Raw genomic sequence first — 16350 nt, forward strand, 5'->3', positions numbered from 1 at the left:
CGACCCATCATAGGTATTACAGCAGAGGGTTGAACAAATAGAACAATCTTTCAAAGAAGCGATTTCGTAAATTTCTCTGTTCCCACTGTTCCAGTACAACTGGGTGGGATGATTCTATATAAGATTGTTGCAGTTCAGAGAGCTGCTGAGTGAAGTGCACATCATCTACGGCTAGTGTCACTTCAAAGTTCAGCCACAGACTTCGCATGTCGATATTGACCGTTCCGATCAAACAAAACTCTTCATCGATAACAACCGACTTAGTATGAAGAAGGCCGTCGTAAAACTCATAGATCTTCACACCAGCTTCAAGTAACTCGGTATAAAAAGCGCGAGATGCCCACTTCACCATTAGTGAATCGTTGTTATGTGGAATGATCAGCTCTACGTTGACACCTCGTTGTGCTGTCATTTTCAGTGTCTCTAACAAGTCGGCGCTTGGGACGAAATAGGGCGTCGTGATACGCACAGAGTGATTCGCCTGATTGATCGCAATGGTTAGCACTTGTAGGATCAAATATTCCGGCATGCCAGGGCCAGATGGCACTACTTGAACAGGGTGATGCGTCATAACTTCTTCAACCGGACATTCTGGTAAATCAGGTAGGATTCGTTCACCTGTTTCCACTTCCCAATCCCAACCGTGAATGGCGGATAACACGTTAACGGTCGGGCCTGTCACTCGAACCATCACATCTATCCATTGACCCACACCTGAACTCTGTTTGAAGTGAGCAGGGTCGACCATGTTCATTGAACCGGTATAGGCAATGGTTTCATCAATCACGATGATCTTGCGATGCTGCCTTAAATCTAAGCGTCGTAGGAAAATACGCCAAGGGCTCACTTCCAGTGCTTGCACAACGTGAACGCCCGCGTCTTTCATCATGGACAGCCAGTGGCTTTTGAAAAAGCGCGGGCTCCCTGCCGAATCGAGTAAAACTTTAACATCGACGCCACGTTTTGCGGCTCGAATAAGAGCAGAAGCAACTGAATCGGTTAGGCCGCCAGGGTGCCAAATATAGAAAACCATCTTAATGCTGGTCTGGGCGTTTTCTATATCTTCGATAATTGCGTGTAGGATCTCATTGGGAGAAGATTGCAATGAAAGTGTGTTTCCGCTGAGCGCTGGAATGCCCATTCGATTATTACAAAGCTCATCAATCTTGTGGATTGGGGAGCCGACTTTGCCGGGAAGGTGAAGTTGGCAATCATCTAGTTTTCGGAACCAATCACCAAACGGAGTAAACATGCGATGTGCACGCTCAGCCCTCTTTCTACCTAGGTTCAGCTCTCCAAAAAGGAAGTAACAAGCGACACCTACAATTGGGATAATGTAGATAACCATCAACCACGCGAGAGAAACACTCACAGAGCGTCGTTTTAGTACGACACGAAAAGTCACACCGGCTACAAGTACCCAGTACAAAGCGACAGAAGCTAAAGTTAAAAAATGGTAGAGCTTTTCCACATTGAATACTCGAAAAAAGAGACACTTAGATAGTAATGCTATTTTACGGATATGGGAATTTAAGGAATCAACTATTTACAAATTAGAGCTAAAGCTGTAAACAGGTTATAGTTGTTAAGTTTTGGTTAACTTAAGACGAAAACGATTGTTTTGTATGAAAAGACGGCATTTAACCATAAAAATTTACATTGGTAACGAAATATGTACGGTTCGGGCTTCCAATTTTATTCTTAAACTGGTTTACTTGCCAGATAACGAGCGTCAATCAAATCTTTTAGGTGTGTAAATTTTTTTATACGCCTTATCTTTTAAAGACGCCACCCAAAGCAAAACACAACATCACATAACACAAAAGTTTGGAGTACACGTGGCTACTAGTAATACAACCACAACACCCCGCGATACCTGGGGTTCGAAGTTAGGATTCGTAATGGCTGCAGCAGGTTCTGCTGTTGGCTTAGGTAACATTTGGAAATTCCCATACACAGCAGGCGAGAGTGGCGGTGGTGCATTCGTTGCAATTTACCTGTTTTTCGTAATCTTCATTGGTTTCAGCGTCATGCTGACTGAATTTGCTATTGGCCGTCATACGCAAAAATCAGCAGTAGGTGCATTTAAAACAACTGACCGTCGTTGGACGTTCGCTGGTGTTATCGGCGTAGTGAGTGGTCTACTAATCATGGGTTTCTACCCTGTAGTAGGTGGCTGGTCTATCGCATACATCGGTAAAATTGCTGGTGGTCTACTAGACGCACCTGAAGCAATTGGCGACAGCTTCGGTGGCTTTATCTCAAACCCAGTTCAACCACTTATGTGGATGGGCCTGTACCTACTACTTAACATCGTTATTGTTATGAAGGGTATTTCTGGCGGTATTGAGAAAGCGGGTAAGATCCTGATGCCACTTCTTTTCATCATCCTTATCGTGGTATCAATCAAAGGCATCATGCTTCCGGGCGCGATGGCTGGTCTTGAATTCCTATTCAGCCCTGACTTCTCTAAAGTAGACAGTGGTGTAATCCTAGCTGCACTAGGTCAAGCATTCTTCTCACTATCTCTTGGTATGGGTTGTATGTTGACTTACGGTTCTTACCTTAAGAAGAAAGAGAACCTAGTTCAAACGACAGCTATGGTTACTGCAATGGATACTGGTGTTGCTATCCTAGCTGGTGTTGCAATGTTCCCTGCAATGTTCGCATTCGGTATGGAGCCTGCAGCTGGTCCTGGTCTAGTATTCGTTGTTGTTCCTCAGCTATTCGCTGAAATGGGCGGCGTAGTTGGTCTTCTATTTGCTCTTATGTTCTTCGTTGGTCTAAGTGTTGCGGCACTTACTTCTTCAGTATCTCTACTTGAAGTTGTGGTTTCTTACCTAATCGATGAGAAAGGTATGAAGCGTGTAACAGCTGTACTGTCTGCAAGTGTAGTCATGGCGATTCTATGTATCTTTGCTTCGCTATCACTTGGTGGCTTCGGTCCAACACTGTTCGGTACTGGTGCGTTCGATATCTTCGACCTACTAACTGATAAGATCTTCCTAGCAGTTGGCGGTATGTTGGTATGTATCTTCGCTGGTTGGAGACTAAACCGTGCTGACCTAGAGAAAGAAATCACTAACGACGGTGAAGTATCTTTCCCACTATTTGGTCTATGGTACACACTAGTTAAGTACATCATCCCAGTAGCTATCGCTATCGTAGCGTTCATGGGTATCTCTTCTGGCTTCGACAGCGGTAAAGGTGCAATCATGCTACTAGGTATTGGTATTATTGCTGGCTCTGCGCTTATCTCTAAGAAGCTATAATTCTTAGTAGCTATAATCGCAAGCTAAGTAAATAACGAAAAAACGGGAGCCAATGGCTCCCGTTTTTTTTGCTTTAAATACTTAATTATTATCGAAAAATAAAAACCTTACATTCACTAAAGTTATCCGTCTGATAGCCGATATATTTATTGGTTAGGGCTGCTTAGCCCGTATTTTAATTAGGTAGGTGTTTTGTGAAATTGTCAGTGAGAAAGAAACTGTATGCCGGTTTTGGGTCTATATTGGCGGTGCTTGTCACGTTAGTCGGTATTGTATGGATAGAAGTCATTGGGGCTCACAAGAGCGCTGATGAAATTAGAATGGATGATGTACCGGGTACCGTTACCTACCTTGTTCTGATCGATGAAGCTGGGGATGTCTACCGAGATGCACTAGGTGCGATCATTCAGGTCGATAATGCACTTAATGACTACCGCTCGAATAAGAACGAATTTGCTCAAGCCATCGCACAAGCAAAGCGTTTAGAAAGTAGAGGATCAGAAGATCATCGCCGTATTCAGCGAATTGAAGATCTCATGGGGCGTTTCACTCAAGAGTTTGAAGCGACACTCGTGCCTAAGATTAATGATGAATCTGAGCTATTAGCCAACATTCAACAGCTGCGTTCTTTGTATGAGAGCAACTTGATCCCAATTGAAAACTTGCTTGATCAAGCGTCAGCAAGTGAGCGTGCAGATACAGAACAATCTCTGCTTACACTAACCGACACGTTTACTACCATTGAGCGCACTATCATGGTGTTGTCTGCGATTGCGATCGTATTTGGTTGTGTGATTGCGTATGTGTTATCTAGCTCTATCACCAACCGTCTGACTCGTGTTGAACAAGTTGCGCGACGTGTAGCAAATGGTGACCTAACGGCAGGCGACATTATTGATGATTCTGGTGATGAACTGGCTGAACTCGCTAAGTCGATTAACCAGATGCAGAAATCATTGGTCGACCTACTGGGTTCAATCTCTTCTGTTACTCACCAAGTTCAATCTGTGACTGGCGAGTTATCTTCAATTAGCCAAGACATCGTGACGGGTGCATCGGCTCAAGCTGATAAAGCAAACCTAATTGCAACAGCTGCTGAAGAGCTAAGCTTGACCATTTCTGAAGTAGCTCAACAAGGTACTTCTACTTATGAAGAAGCGCGCCGCTCTGAAACGTCTGCAGAAGATGGCCGTAACGTGATTGTTGAGATGGTAGCGAGTATTCAACAAGTGTCGACTCAAATGAGCGATATGTCGTTGCAAATGAATACTCTGGGTTCTCACGGTGAGCAGATTGGTAGCGTTATCAAGGTAATCGAAGACATTGCTGAGCAAACTAACCTACTAGCTCTTAACGCTGCAATTGAAGCGGCTCGTGCAGGTGAATTCGGCCGTGGTTTTGCTGTGGTTGCCGATGAAGTACGCGCGTTAGCGGAGAGAACGACTAAAGCGACACAAGAAGTATCAGGCATCATTCAATCTATTCAGTCGGGCACGCAAGAAGCGGTCACTTACACCCAAGATAACTGCCGTTTAGTGGAGATTGGTGTAGAGCAAAGTTCAGGTGCTGTTTCGGCGCTAGAAGCGATTGTAAGCGGTGCGGGCAATGTACAAAGCATGGTTAACTCTATCGCGACAGCGGCAGAAGAACAGACGGCTGTGACTAAAGAGATTGCGGCGGATATTACGGCGATCAGTGATATCTCTGAGCAATCTTTGCAACTGGCGACGCGTAGCTCTGAAAACACTTCAGGTTTGAATGCTAAGGTTGCAGAGTTAGAAGCACTGGTTGGTAAGTTCAAACTTGCTTAGTGCTTAGTACGTATTCAATCGGAACTAAAAACCGATTACCGAAAGCGGACAAATAAAGAGAAGCCCAATGATTCATGTTAATTGAGTTAGTTGGGCTTTTTCGTAGCTGGAATCTGGGTTCAGACACGGTATACTCCACGCTCTACAATGGAGTTAGCCTTTACATGTTCGATATTCTTCTGAACCACTCTGATTTTTTACTTATCAATAAGCACCCTGGTGTCAGCGTCCACAAAGACGATGGCGATACTATGCTGCTTCAAGAAGTGGCTAAGGCAATCAATGAACCTAAGCTGTATCTTGTTCATCGCCTTGATAAAATGACCTCAGGCATTCTGCTGCTAGCAAAGAATTCTTCAGCGGCGAGTGAGCTTTCACAGCTTTTCGCAAAGCGTGAAGTGGAGAAGTACTACCTTGCGATTGGCTCTAAGAAACCAAAGAAAAAGCAGGGTTTGATTTCTGGAGATATGGAGCGTTCACGACGCTCGAGCTGGAAACTACTGACCAGTAAAGAAAACCCAGCGATTACCCAATTTTTATCAGCAACGGCTGAACCTGGTGAGCGTCTACTTTTATGTAAACCTTATACTGGGCGAACTCACCAGATCCGTGTCGCGATGAAGTCGATCGGTTCCGCTATTGTTGGTGATCCTATTTACAATCCATCGAGTGAGGCTGACAGAGGTTATCTGCATGCCTTCGCGATTCGATTTACCTATCAATCACAAGCCTACGAATATGTCTGCGACCCAAGGAGCTTAGACTCTTTGGGTGAGAAGTGGCATCAGGAAACCGTGTCGAACGGTTTGGACAGTTGGCTTGAACCTTGGTCATTAACTTGGCCAAAGCTAAACACTAAGTGAGTGAAATAATGGAAGCATCAGCTTTACCTCTGTTTTTTAGTCATATTGAACAGCAACTGAATGAAGTACCAAACGAACTACGCCGTATTTTCCACGGGCGCGGTAAGTTTTGGCCTGGTCTAGAGCAACTGACATGTGACTGGGTTGATGGACAGCTACTGGTTAACGTGTTTAAAGAAGTAGACGACGAATTCTTGTCATCTCTTAAAGCTGGATTAGTTGAACTCACCAACAAAGACATCTGGCAATCAAAGCAGGGCACAAGCATTGTTCTGCAACACCGTTATGCCGATGGTGCGCCTTCAGAGGTTCTATGGGGTGAGTTGAATGACTCCCCAGTCGTGGTTGAGCATGGTCTTAAATATCAGCTCGACATTGGCCGTAATCAGAACTTCGGTTTGTTTCTAGACATGCGTAACGGTCGTCAGTGGGTACAAGATAATGCCAAGGGTAAGAATGTTCTTAACTTGTTCGCATACACTTGTGGCTTCTCTGTCGCAGCTATCGCTGGTGGCGCTCGTCAGTGCATGAACGTGGACATGTCACGTGGCTCGCTAAACAAAGGCCGTGATAACCACCGTTTGAATGATCACGATATGCGTTCAGTGAACTTCCTTGGTTACGATATCTTTAAGTCGTGGGGCAAAATCAAGAAAGGTGGCCCTTACGAGCTCGTTATCATCGATCCGCCTTCGTTCCAAAAAGGCAGTTTCGCGCTCACTAAAGACTACAAAAAGATCTTACGTCGTTTACCTGAGCTCCTAACGGAAGGTGGTGAAGTGATTGCGTGTGTGAACTCACCTGCAGTGTCACCTAACTTCCTTATCGAGACGATGGCAGAAGAAGCGCCAAACGTTGAATTTATTGAACGCCTAGACAATCCGCCTGAGTTTGTTGATGTCGATCTTGATTCAAGCTTGAAGGTATTGAGGTTTAAGATAAGCGCTTCTGCTGAGGCTTAATTGATTCTAAACATCAGTTAGAAAAAACGCCGCTCATATTGAGCGGCGTTTTTGTATCTTGTTTTTGTCGTTAGATTGCTAACTCTCTTGCTGAGTTTTGAGGGTCTGGAACCCAAAATAAATTCGCATAAACGTAGTCAGCCAACACGCCGCCCCAAAGGTATAAGCGATAACCGCAAAGTGTTGAGGCCAAATACAAAAGGCAATGAAACACGCGATGGTCTCTGTGCCTTCAGTTAAACCAGACATGTAGTAGAGCGACTTGTGCTTATAAACGGGGTTCTCGATTCCTCGTTTGCCTGCCATCACCGCAAATGCCAAAAAGCTGCTGCCTGTGCCGATAAAAGAGAAGATCAAAAATGCACCGGCAATGGCGTTATGCTCTGGATTTGCAATTACAAAGCCAAAAGGAATTAACGAATAGAACAGGAAATCCAGGCTGATATCGAGGAAGCCGCCCGCATCGCTAATGCCTTGGATTCGAGCCAAAGCGCCGTCAAGCCCATCACACACTCTGTTGAATACAATGAATCCTAACGCCCACTCATATTGTTGAAATGCTAACGCAGGAAACGCTAAACAGCCGACTAAAAATCCGAACAGGGTGGTTTGATTGGCAGTGATGCCGATTTGATTCAATACTTTTGCTGATTGGTTTAACGGCCACTTAATGACCTTGATAGAGTACTTATCCAGCATGATGACTTCTCCATGGCCAAGACAGCACTTTCGCCCCTTGAGGCACATCTGCGTCGTCGTGCGTCACCATCAGGGTTGGTATATTAGCTTTGGTTAATTGCTCAAATACCCAGTCTCGAAATTGTGCTCTGAGCTCTTGGTCTAACTTACTGAATGGTTCATCGAGTAAAGCCAGTTTAGGCTTGGCTAACAACATGCGAGTTAAGCTTATTCTCGCACGTTGGCCGCCTGAGATTTGATCGGGGAAGGACTCAGCTAAATGAGTTAATTCAATATCCTTTAACGCCGCCATCGCTTGTTGCTGGCGAGCTGAGCCTTTTACAGAGTTAGGTAATGAGAATGCCAAGTTTTCCCACACTTTTAGATGAGGGAATAGCAAGTCATCTTGAAACAGAATACCGACCTCACGTTGATGTGATGGAAGTTCATCGAGCTGAATATCATTCAAAACAACACTGCCAGAGTATGAAAACTCTTCATTCAGGTGCCCAGCAACGGCATCCAATAAAGTCGATTTTCCGCAGCCGCTCGGCCCCATCAAAGCCAGTACTTGGCCTGATTCTAATGTTACGTTTAGCGCTGAAAACAGCGATTCGCCATCGTTCTTATGGATGGCGAGGTCGTTGAGGTACAGACTCATTACTTAGGAAACCCTTAAAAGTAAGACGGCGATATCTGAGTTGAAGTCGGCTGACTAATATCGCTAAAGAGAAAAAGAATAGAGGCAATAAGGCCTGCCAAATGGCATAAATAGCGGTCACTCTGCGGTCGAAACCACTCGTTAGCGCAACAGCTTCTGTGGTGATGGTACTAATGCGACCCGCACCTAGCATCAATGTTGGTAAGTATTGAGCCAAACTCACACTGATCCCGACCGCCCAAGCGAAGGCAATGGCAGGCAACAGGATAGGCAGCTTAATGGAGTACCAACTTTGAAATGGCGACTTGCCTAGACTGAGTGACGCTTTAATGAGTCCATCATTGAAGCTCTTCCAAGGCCCGTCTAAAGACAAGTACACAAATGGAAAGGCGAAGAATACGTGTGCCCAAATCACCCAGAATTCATAAGCGCTGCTGCCGATATAAAGCGTGGTGACTTGCATACCGAATAACACAGAGAGCTGAGGGATCAACATCGGGATCGCGATAATAAAACCGGGCACTTGCCATTTGTACTTGATCCGATATTCATGAGCAACCAGCGCAAGTATTAGAGCTACAGAAGCGGCAATAAGGCCAATCCATAAGCTTTGTCCGACGGTACTCATGATGCCATCCCACTCAAACTCCCAGAAACGCATGCTATAGCGGCTAGGGAGTAGGTCAGGGAAACGCCAACGTTGGGCAACACTCCAAATCACCATCAATGGAATGATAAGCAGTGACAACGCAGCAAGAACAGTAAACACGGTTTTCCCCGGAAGGTTCACGCCTGTTCTGCCTGAATATTGCCAAGTTCGAAAGTATTTCAGAATTGCCCATTCAACCAAACGTGCTAAGGCGATGATCAACGACGCTAAGCCAAATAGAACAATGGCTCCGGCTGCTGCTCGTGGCAGTAGGTTAAGGTCTGGGTCGTTAAACCATTGCCATACTAGTACTGCAAAGGTCGGCGGGTTAGTCGGACCAATGATCAAAGCAATATCGACAACCGATACGCTGTAAGCGAGTACGGCGAGCATTGGGAAACGAAGCTTAGTAAACCATTGTGGGAAAATACACTTCCACCAAATCTGAGAGCGACTATAGCCCAGTGAAGCACTCACCTTAGTGATACGTTCGACATCGATTTGTTGAAGTATCGATATGCTCATCAGCAACAAGAAAGGGACTTCTTTGAGCGCCAGCATAATGATGAGGCCGAAAGCGTATGGGTCTTTGACCAACAAAGCCAATTCCGAACTCGTCGCCGATTCACCGAGCAGGTGGTGTACGGCTCTCGCTCCAAGTCCCGTCGGGCTAAATAGAAAAGCAAAGCCAATAGCGAAAGCCACATGTGGAATAGCCAGCATTGGCGATAACGTCAGCTCAATCTTTCTCCAAAACTTGTTTCCCCAAGAGGCTTGAAGAATACAAAAGGTAAGGAAGCAGGCGATGTAGCTGCTCGCGATCGCAGAGCTTAGGCTTAAACCGATGGAGTGCCAAGCACCTTCCCATTGGAAGACTTGGCTAAAACCGTTGAGAGAGGGCTCCTCTAAACCTAGGGGCGGAATAAAACTCAGTGATGAGGCCACCACTCCCGCTACCCCAGGAATCGTAGGGATAATGCACACAGCTATAACAACAAAATATAGAGCGCGTAGCATCAAGCTTAGTTACCGTATCGCTTAAGCCACTCTTTCTCGAGCGCGTTTTGCCAGCTTGGGTGTGGTTCATCAACCGACTTAAATTGCTGAGTATTTTTAGCACTGCCGGTCAGGTACTTGCTGCTTAACACCGCAGGATCGCCCCAAACATTGAGGTCACCCTTGCGAGATTGCGCTTCTGGGCTCAATAGGAAGTTGATGGTCACTTGAGCGCCTGCCGTTGCATTGGCATTCCAAGGAATCGCAAGGAAGTGAATGTTAGATAAAGCGCCGCTTTCTAACGCATAAGCCTTGGTGGTTTCCGCTAAACGACCACTTGCTTGCGCTGAATACACAGAGTTTGGATTGAATGTTATGGCTAGGTCTAGTTGTCCATCATCCAGAAGCTGGATGCTTTCAGATGTGCCAGCAGGGAATTGTTTGCCACCGCGCCATGCCACTTTATGGAATTTGTCTAGGTAAGTCCAAAGTGGTGCTGTTACCGCTTGGAAGTTGTCTTCCGAAACAGGCTGAGCCAGTGCTGGGTTATTGTTTGTTAGCTCAATCAATAGAGACTTGATGAAGCTGGTGCCGTGAAATTCAGGTGGGCGAGGGTAGCTCAAACGGTTTGGGAAAGCTTGAGCGTAGCTCAACATCTCTGAAAACGATTGTGGCGGGTTGTGTAGTGTCCCTTGGTCGTGAATAAACACAAGTTGTCCAACGCCCCAAGGTGCTTCAAGGCCTTCTGTTGGTTCAGAGAAGTCGACATCAATCGGTAAAGACTTATCGACGTACTGCCAGTTTGGAAGTGACTCTGTAAACGGACCAAACAACAAAGCGTTGTCTTTCATCGAACGGAAGTTTTCGCCATTGATCCAAACGATATCAACACTGCCTTCACTGTTCTTGCCTGCCGCTTTTTCTGCAAGTAAGCGAGTCGTGGTTTCTGCAATATCGGTTACTTTTACATGCTTTAAGGTAACACCGTAGTCACTCTGTAACTTTTTGCCTGCCCATTGTAGGTAACGATTGATCTCTTGGCTTCCGCCCCAAGCGTGAAAGTAGACAGTTTCTCCCTCTGCCTGCTGTTCAATTTGGTTCCAGCTATCGGTTGATGTTGCTTCATCAGCATAAATGGTTGCGCTGTATGCAACGGTTGCCATGATTCCTAACGTACTTACTATCTTGTTCATAAACTTTTCCATTTGGTAGTGAACGGGCAAGAGCATTGTGTTTTCGAACTCCCTAACAGTTATTCTATCTGTTTCTGAAATAATTTCTAATTCAATAGTAAATTCAATCAATTACTAGGGGCCTCTGCCATCCTACCAACAGACCGTTAAAGCGGTGAATTAATTGCACCTAAATGAGTTTTTTTTGATATTTATTGGAGGTTGGTACGAAAAGAAGGCGAGAAGTAGCGTTTTTAATGATTAGGTTTTGAGCAGGCAATAAAAAAGGAGCCGTGAAGGCTCCTTAAATCAATATCTGATGCCGATGACGGATTAGTTTACCCAGTCACGAATTGTGTACGTTAGTGTGTGTACATCGTTTTTCAGTACTAGTGTATCGTTAGTTAGCGTTACGTCGCTCCACTCGCTTAGAGTAGCTGAAACCGATTGTTCGATTTCCATCGCTGAGCCCTGACACATTTTCATTGTCATGCCCATTTGTTTGATACGGAATTGGCCGTCTTTTAGTTCGCCCTGACCAAAGAAGTTGTTACAACCAGCCATGCCGTTTGCAGTCATCTTTTCGCCGATCTCTAGACGAGGTGTTGCTTGATGTTCGCTTTTCTCAATGTCCTTGCCATCAATTTGCGCAAGTTCCCAATTATGGTGCTGTAGATCGGTTGGTGTTACTTGCATAGCGTTATCACCCGTTGTTGTGCATGCTGCTAGCATCATAGGTAAAGCGGCTACTGCTAGTAATTTTTTTGAACTAAACTTCATATTATAAGGCTCCAAAGGAAAGAACGAAGTTACCGAATAAGTGTAACTTGATGGGTTCAAAGTATAGTTTACAAAACACTATATGTGTCAGTATAAGGTCATAGTTTAGTATGGATTTCATGAGCTAGGCGACAAATTAATCGCTTATTTTTGAATTAGTAAGCTTGATTTGGATGTGTAAGGAGATGTGGTGGAGCAGTTAGAGTTTTTCCAAGTTCCAAGCCCTTGCGTTGGGGTTTGCTCAAGCGATGAAAAAGGCTATTGCAATGGCTGTATGCGCAAAAGAGAAGAGCGTTTTAATTGGATGTCGATGACACCCGCTGAACAATTGCACGTGATAAAACTGTGTCGTCAGCGCTACAGAAGAAAAATAACGAAGCAAAACAACTTGGTTGGTCAGCCGGTAGACGAAGAGGGAAATACAAGTCCCCAGAGAGATCTTTTCGGCTAAAGAGGAAGTATTAAGATTTTATTTAACTCCGAAGTAACTATTACTTTACATAATGGTTGGGGTGTAATATTAAGATAGGTACTTTTGTACCAGAAGGAGTGGTGTCGGTATGAATAAAAAGGACGTAAGAATCAAGAAAAAGCCAGTCAAAGCACTGGATAGAAAACCGATTGGGGCGAAAGATGACCCTGAAGAGAGCGCGCGTGATTGGCATTCGATGTCAGAAGAAGAACGAATGGAAATCCTTTCTCATCTTTCAGACATGCCTTTTCAATAACATCACTGGTTCATCAGAGTCTTTTCAACAGCAGCACTTTTTTAAACAAACATATGATTCGCTTTCGTTACACCTCGATGGTACGTACAAAATGTATCATCGGCTTCGGTGGTCTTACTATGAATCTTAATGTTTGTGATGACTTCAACAGCTCCTGCATCGTAACAAGCTTGTTCAGCCTTTTTGACGATATCGAGTAATTGGTTGAGTTCACCTTTCATCGTGGTTTCCATTGCACCGACTTGGAATGGAACATCGGCCACTTTTACCACTTCAATAGCTTTATCAACGACTTCGAAATTGTTGCCTTCTTTAACGCGTGGGATCACTTGGAAGGCAACCATCACTTCTTTTTCTCTTTTTAACTCAGACACTTTCTGCTTACTCAATGAAAGGAAATTGTTGCAGATGATAGGTTAATGCGGAGATAAATTCTACAGCGGTTAAGCTGGCGGCTAATAAGCTTATTAGCTTATTAGCTTATTAGCTTATTAGCGTATTTGACTACTTGCTACCCCAGTGGTCGCTAACCCAACCACCTATGTGCTCATCAAAATGGCTGCCACTGAATCTCTGGTTACGTTCAACCGAAGTATCGCAGTCACCTTTGTTATCTATTAGGGTTTGTATGTAGTTTGCCATCGGGTCATTGCAACGTTGACGATCTCGGCGGGTTGCCACTTCCTTAATCAGTTGTAATCGATATGTAGAGCTAGCACGTTTCATTTCAATGACCTCCTGTTTTAGACACTAATAGAAAAATCTAGTTGCCAGATATAGGGGCGTCAACGTGATTTAAGAGTATTTTTTTTGAGCAACCAAGAATCAATACGTTGGCACCATAATTCACAAAAGTGTCATTTAAGTTGGCGTCTTTAGAGCAGTTTTTGGGTGTGATTTTATGTTTTGTTGCATATAAAAAAGCCCAGTAAAAACTGAGCTGATTATTTTATTTCTGGTCACTTAAAGCTACTTCTGGTTACTTTGAGCTGTTTGGTTTGCTCTTAAATTGTTTGATGCTCTTCTTCTTTGCTGTTCGTCGGTTGGCCATTTTGTCTTTTGGCGGACGCTTACGAGCCGTTGTTTCTGATGCAGGTTTATCAGTTACAGGGAAACCTTCCAACGATTGCAGTGGCAGTGGCTTATTGGTCAGAGTTCGAATCGCATTGAGGTGTTCGTTTTCACTGTGGCTAACTAGCGAGATAGCACAGCCTGCGCTTCCTGCTCTCGCTGTTCTTCCTACGCGATGCACATAAGTTGCTGAGTGAGAAGGCAATTCAAAGTTGATCACAACAGGTAGCTGATCGATATGGATGCCACGAGCCATCACATCGGTTGCGATAAGCACGCGAGTTTCGCCATTTTTGAAACTCTCTAATGCCTCCGCGCGCTCTTCTTGGCTTTTGTTGCCGTGTAAGGCACTTACGCTGATCTTAGCTTTGTTTAATCGCTTGGTTAATGCGTCTGCATTGTCTTTCGCGCCAATAAAAACCAACACCTGTGGCCATTGGTTTTGATTAAGTAGGGCAATCAGAGCTTGAGCCTTGCTGCCTTTGTTCACGAGATACAGTGTTTCTTCAATGGTTTCGACAACGCTGTTTTCTTGGTGAGTCGTGATCTTCTCTGGGTTTGATAAAAGCGTTTCAGCTTGATTAACCAACTCTGGAGGAAGTGTTGCTGAAAATAGCAGTGACTGGCGCTTCGCAGGCAGAGCTTCGGTGATCGCTTGAATGTCAGGCCAAAAGCCCATGTCGATTAATCGATCGGCTTCATCAAGAACCAATGACACACATTGAGCTAACTCCAATTCGCCACTCTTGATAACAGCCAGCAAGCGCCCCGGTGTTGCGATAGCGAGTTGTGGTTTAGTTAATAATTGCTGATGTTGGTCATCTGCATTTACACCACCCGTTAACGTAATCGTGTTGTTATTAAGAGCTGTTGCGATCGGTTCTAAAGACTCAGCGACTTGAGACGCAAGCTCACGTGTTGGAACGATAACCAGCGCTTGCAGTTCATTTACATCATGGTTGATGTTGTTCAGCAAAGGCAAGCCAAATGCTAATGTTTTCCCGCTACCCGTTTGAGCCAACGCCAGCACGTCTTTCCCTACAATAATCGTAGGAATTACCGCTTGTTGTATCTCTGTCGGTTTATCGAATTGAGATGGTATCGCCGCGACGGTTTTCGGGTTAAGGGTTAGGTTATCGAATGACATAAATGAACCAAGTATCAAAAGGGAGGTGGAGTCTAACAGGGCTACAAATGTTAGAAAATCAGTTTTGTAACGTTAGACCATAAACGCTTTTATTATATTCGCTAATTTCGTCCGTTAGCCATACGCGTTAATTAAACGTTGAGCATATTGTAATGGGGTTGAATGGATGTACAATATCCGCCTCAAAAATGATACGTAAAAAGAGATAGAAATGAGTTGGGATAGTATCTGGCTGTTCATTGTCATTGTGTTTTTTATTGCCATTATTCCTGGCCCAAACGCATTGTTAGTATTAAGCACAGCGTTGACTCAAAGGAAGCTGTTCGCGTTTGTTAATGTGCTAGGTGTGTCTTGTGGTTTCTTTTTTCACGCTTTTATCTCAGCCAATGGCATAAGCCTGTTGTTGTCAAAAACACCAATGGCGTTTGAAGGGCTGAAGTGGGCTGGGGTTTTGTATCTCATCTGGCTTGGTTACAACCATTTTCGGGCGGCATTGCGTGCGCAAGAAGGTGTGCTTTCTGTGGTGAGTGCATCGGGAAGTAAGCTTTATCATCAGTTCTTAAAGGGGCTATTGACCAATCTACTTAACCCTAAAATTGTGCTGTTTTATCTCTCGATATTCCCTCAGTTCGTTACCACAGATGCGATTGTATCAGACAGCCTAATGCTTGGTGGGATTCAAGCGATAGTGGTGTCGACGTGGTTCTTGGTCGTTATCTTAATGGCGGATACGTTTAAGCGCTTGTTGGTTCAAAAGCGTACCTCGCAAATGATGAACATGGTTTGTGGTGTGCTATTTGTGGGTTTCAGTATTCAGTTAGCCTTATTTCAGCTCTAGGTTTAAAGCTTGATAGAAGCGTTAACAGATACGACTCATATCTCACTTTTCACTGAATCTTAGGGAATCCTTGTCTCTCTGCATAAATGCCTAAAGCATTAGGTTATAAAGTCGATATAATAAGCAGATATTAATTTGGCGAATGTATTAATTTGAAGCCAAATTGAAGATTAAGAATGGCATTTGCTGATGATAACTGAAGCAAACGGTTAGCTCGCTTTAAAGAATAACAGAGACAGGGAGTCACTAATGCGTGAAGAGTCATTCACCCAGAAACGCAAATATTACCGCTTAAAGTACCCTCAAAAGGCACGCCCGGTGATGCGAATTAAGGATGAGCTTTTTCATGTGAGTGAAGTGTCTGAAAAGGGCGTCCGCCTGATGATGCGTAATATCATTCCTGTTTATCGCGGTTTTTCAATGGCAGGCACCCTAAGGTTGCATGACAACAACAGTATTGATATTAGCGGTGCCGTATTGCGACAAGAAGGTGACGAAGTTATCGTTCAGTTATCACAAGGTCCAAGCTTTAAAGATATGGTGTCAGAACAACGCCACATAAGACAGCGATACCCAGTATTTTTTGCAAGCCTCAGAGTGGCATAGAAAGCTATTAAGTTAGATATCTTAAAGCTCGATTCTCTCATTTAAGCCGATATAACAAAGCCCAGCACTTTCTCAAGTGCTGGGCTTTGTTATATATGTAAGCAAACTAACTATAT

The 16350-nt window shown here is 44.4% G+C and carries 17 protein-coding genes; 8 read left to right on the forward strand and 9 right to left on the reverse strand.

The window, feature by feature from the left end; all coding sequences use genetic code 11:
* Positions 1–16: 16 nt before the first annotated feature.
* A complete protein-coding gene (cls, locus tag ITG10_RS14065; RefSeq protein ID WP_017631201.1) occupies positions 17–1471 on the reverse strand; it encodes a cardiolipin synthase in 1455 nt (484 codons plus the stop codon).
* Positions 1472–1838: 367 nt separating this feature from the next.
* On the opposite strand from cls, the gene ITG10_RS14070 reads away from it, so the two are divergent.
* The 4 genes from ITG10_RS14070 (at position 1839) to ITG10_RS14085 (ending at position 6908) form a co-directional block, all read left to right on the forward strand.
* Positions 1839–3272: a sodium-dependent transporter gene (locus ITG10_RS14070; RefSeq protein ID WP_081090249.1), complete on the forward strand. Its 1434-nt coding sequence runs from the start codon at positions 1839–1841 to the stop codon at positions 3270–3272.
* Positions 3273–3466: 194 nt separating this feature from the next.
* Positions 3467–5083 carry a methyl-accepting chemotaxis protein gene (locus ITG10_RS14075; protein ID WP_248386454.1) on the forward strand — a complete coding sequence of 539 codons (1617 nt, stop codon included), beginning with the start codon at positions 3467–3469 and terminating at the stop codon, positions 5081–5083.
* Between the two features lie 164 nt (positions 5084–5247).
* Complete coding sequence (locus tag ITG10_RS14080; RefSeq protein ID WP_161673376.1) at positions 5248–5946, forward strand: TIGR01621 family pseudouridine synthase; 699 nt, start codon at positions 5248–5250, stop codon at positions 5944–5946.
* A gap of 8 nt (positions 5947–5954) precedes the next feature.
* A complete protein-coding gene (locus tag ITG10_RS14085; RefSeq protein ID WP_017630061.1) occupies positions 5955–6908 on the forward strand; it encodes a class I SAM-dependent methyltransferase in 954 nt (317 codons plus the stop codon).
* 78 nt (positions 6909–6986) lie between these two features.
* Here ITG10_RS14085 and ITG10_RS14090 read toward each other — a convergent pair whose 3' ends face one another.
* The 5 genes from ITG10_RS14090 to ITG10_RS14110 all read right to left on the reverse strand — a co-directional run bounded on the left by ITG10_RS14090 (position 6987) and on the right by ITG10_RS14110 (position 11844).
* Entirely contained in the window at positions 6987–7607 is a 621-nt protein-coding gene (locus ITG10_RS14090) for a CDP-alcohol phosphatidyltransferase family protein (protein ID WP_017630062.1), read from the reverse strand.
* Positions 7597–8247: an ATP-binding cassette domain-containing protein gene (locus ITG10_RS14095; RefSeq protein WP_017630063.1), complete on the reverse strand. Its 651-nt coding sequence runs from the start codon at positions 8245–8247 to the stop codon at positions 7597–7599. Before ITG10_RS14095 ends, ITG10_RS14090 begins: the two co-directional genes overlap by 11 nt.
* On the reverse strand, positions 8213–9913 hold the full coding sequence (locus tag ITG10_RS14100) for a hypothetical protein (protein WP_017630064.1): 1701 nt from the start codon (positions 9911–9913) through the stop codon (positions 8213–8215). The genes ITG10_RS14095 and ITG10_RS14100 overlap by 35 nt, the downstream gene beginning before the upstream one ends.
* A 5-nt stretch (positions 9914–9918) precedes the next feature.
* Positions 9919–11085, reverse strand: coding sequence for an ABC transporter substrate-binding protein (locus ITG10_RS14105; protein WP_017630065.1), 1167 nt, complete (start codon positions 11083–11085; stop codon positions 9919–9921).
* A 312-nt stretch (positions 11086–11397) separates the two neighbouring features.
* Positions 11398–11844 carry an META domain-containing protein gene (locus tag ITG10_RS14110; protein ID WP_017630066.1) on the reverse strand — a complete coding sequence of 149 codons (447 nt, stop codon included), beginning with the start codon at positions 11842–11844 and terminating at the stop codon, positions 11398–11400.
* A gap of 190 nt (positions 11845–12034) precedes the next feature.
* Between ITG10_RS14110 and ITG10_RS14115 the strand changes: the two genes are divergently transcribed.
* Together ITG10_RS14115 and ITG10_RS14120 are read left to right on the forward strand one after the other, a co-directional pair.
* Positions 12035–12295, forward strand: a complete 261-nt coding sequence (locus tag ITG10_RS14115) for a DUF1289 domain-containing protein (protein ID WP_017630067.1) — start codon at positions 12035–12037, stop codon at positions 12293–12295.
* A 109-nt stretch (positions 12296–12404) separates the two neighbouring features.
* On the forward strand, positions 12405–12572 hold the full coding sequence (locus ITG10_RS14120; RefSeq protein WP_017630068.1) for a hypothetical protein: 168 nt from the start codon (positions 12405–12407) through the stop codon (positions 12570–12572).
* A 41-nt stretch (positions 12573–12613) separates the two neighbouring features.
* Here the strand turns inward: ITG10_RS14120 and ITG10_RS14125 are convergent, their stop codons facing one another.
* From ITG10_RS14125 to ITG10_RS14135, 3 genes are all read right to left on the reverse strand, one after another.
* Positions 12614–12916: a thiamine-binding protein gene (locus ITG10_RS14125; RefSeq protein ID WP_026084162.1), complete on the reverse strand. Its 303-nt coding sequence runs from the start codon at positions 12914–12916 to the stop codon at positions 12614–12616.
* A 160-nt stretch (positions 12917–13076) separates the two neighbouring features.
* The gene (locus tag ITG10_RS14130; RefSeq protein WP_017630070.1) at positions 13077–13298 is read right to left on the reverse strand and encodes a hypothetical protein; all 222 of its coding nucleotides are present in this window, start codon (positions 13296–13298) and stop codon (positions 13077–13079) included.
* 253 nt (positions 13299–13551) lie between these two features.
* On the reverse strand, positions 13552–14790 hold the full coding sequence (locus ITG10_RS14135) for a DEAD/DEAH box helicase (RefSeq protein ID WP_017630071.1): 1239 nt from the start codon (positions 14788–14790) through the stop codon (positions 13552–13554).
* 211 nt (positions 14791–15001) lie between these two features.
* Between ITG10_RS14135 and ITG10_RS14140 the strand changes: the two genes are divergently transcribed.
* Positions 15002–15628 carry a LysE family translocator gene (locus ITG10_RS14140; RefSeq protein WP_017630072.1) on the forward strand — a complete coding sequence of 209 codons (627 nt, stop codon included), beginning with the start codon at positions 15002–15004 and terminating at the stop codon, positions 15626–15628.
* A 249-nt stretch (positions 15629–15877) separates the two neighbouring features.
* Positions 15878–16234 carry a hypothetical protein gene (locus ITG10_RS14145; RefSeq protein WP_017630073.1) on the forward strand — a complete coding sequence of 119 codons (357 nt, stop codon included), beginning with the start codon at positions 15878–15880 and terminating at the stop codon, positions 16232–16234.
* Positions 16235–16350 lie beyond the last annotated feature (116 nt).

It is taken from the genome of Vibrio sp. ED004 (genome assembly GCF_023206395.1).
Lineage (GTDB): Bacteria > Pseudomonadota > Gammaproteobacteria > Enterobacterales > Vibrionaceae > Vibrio.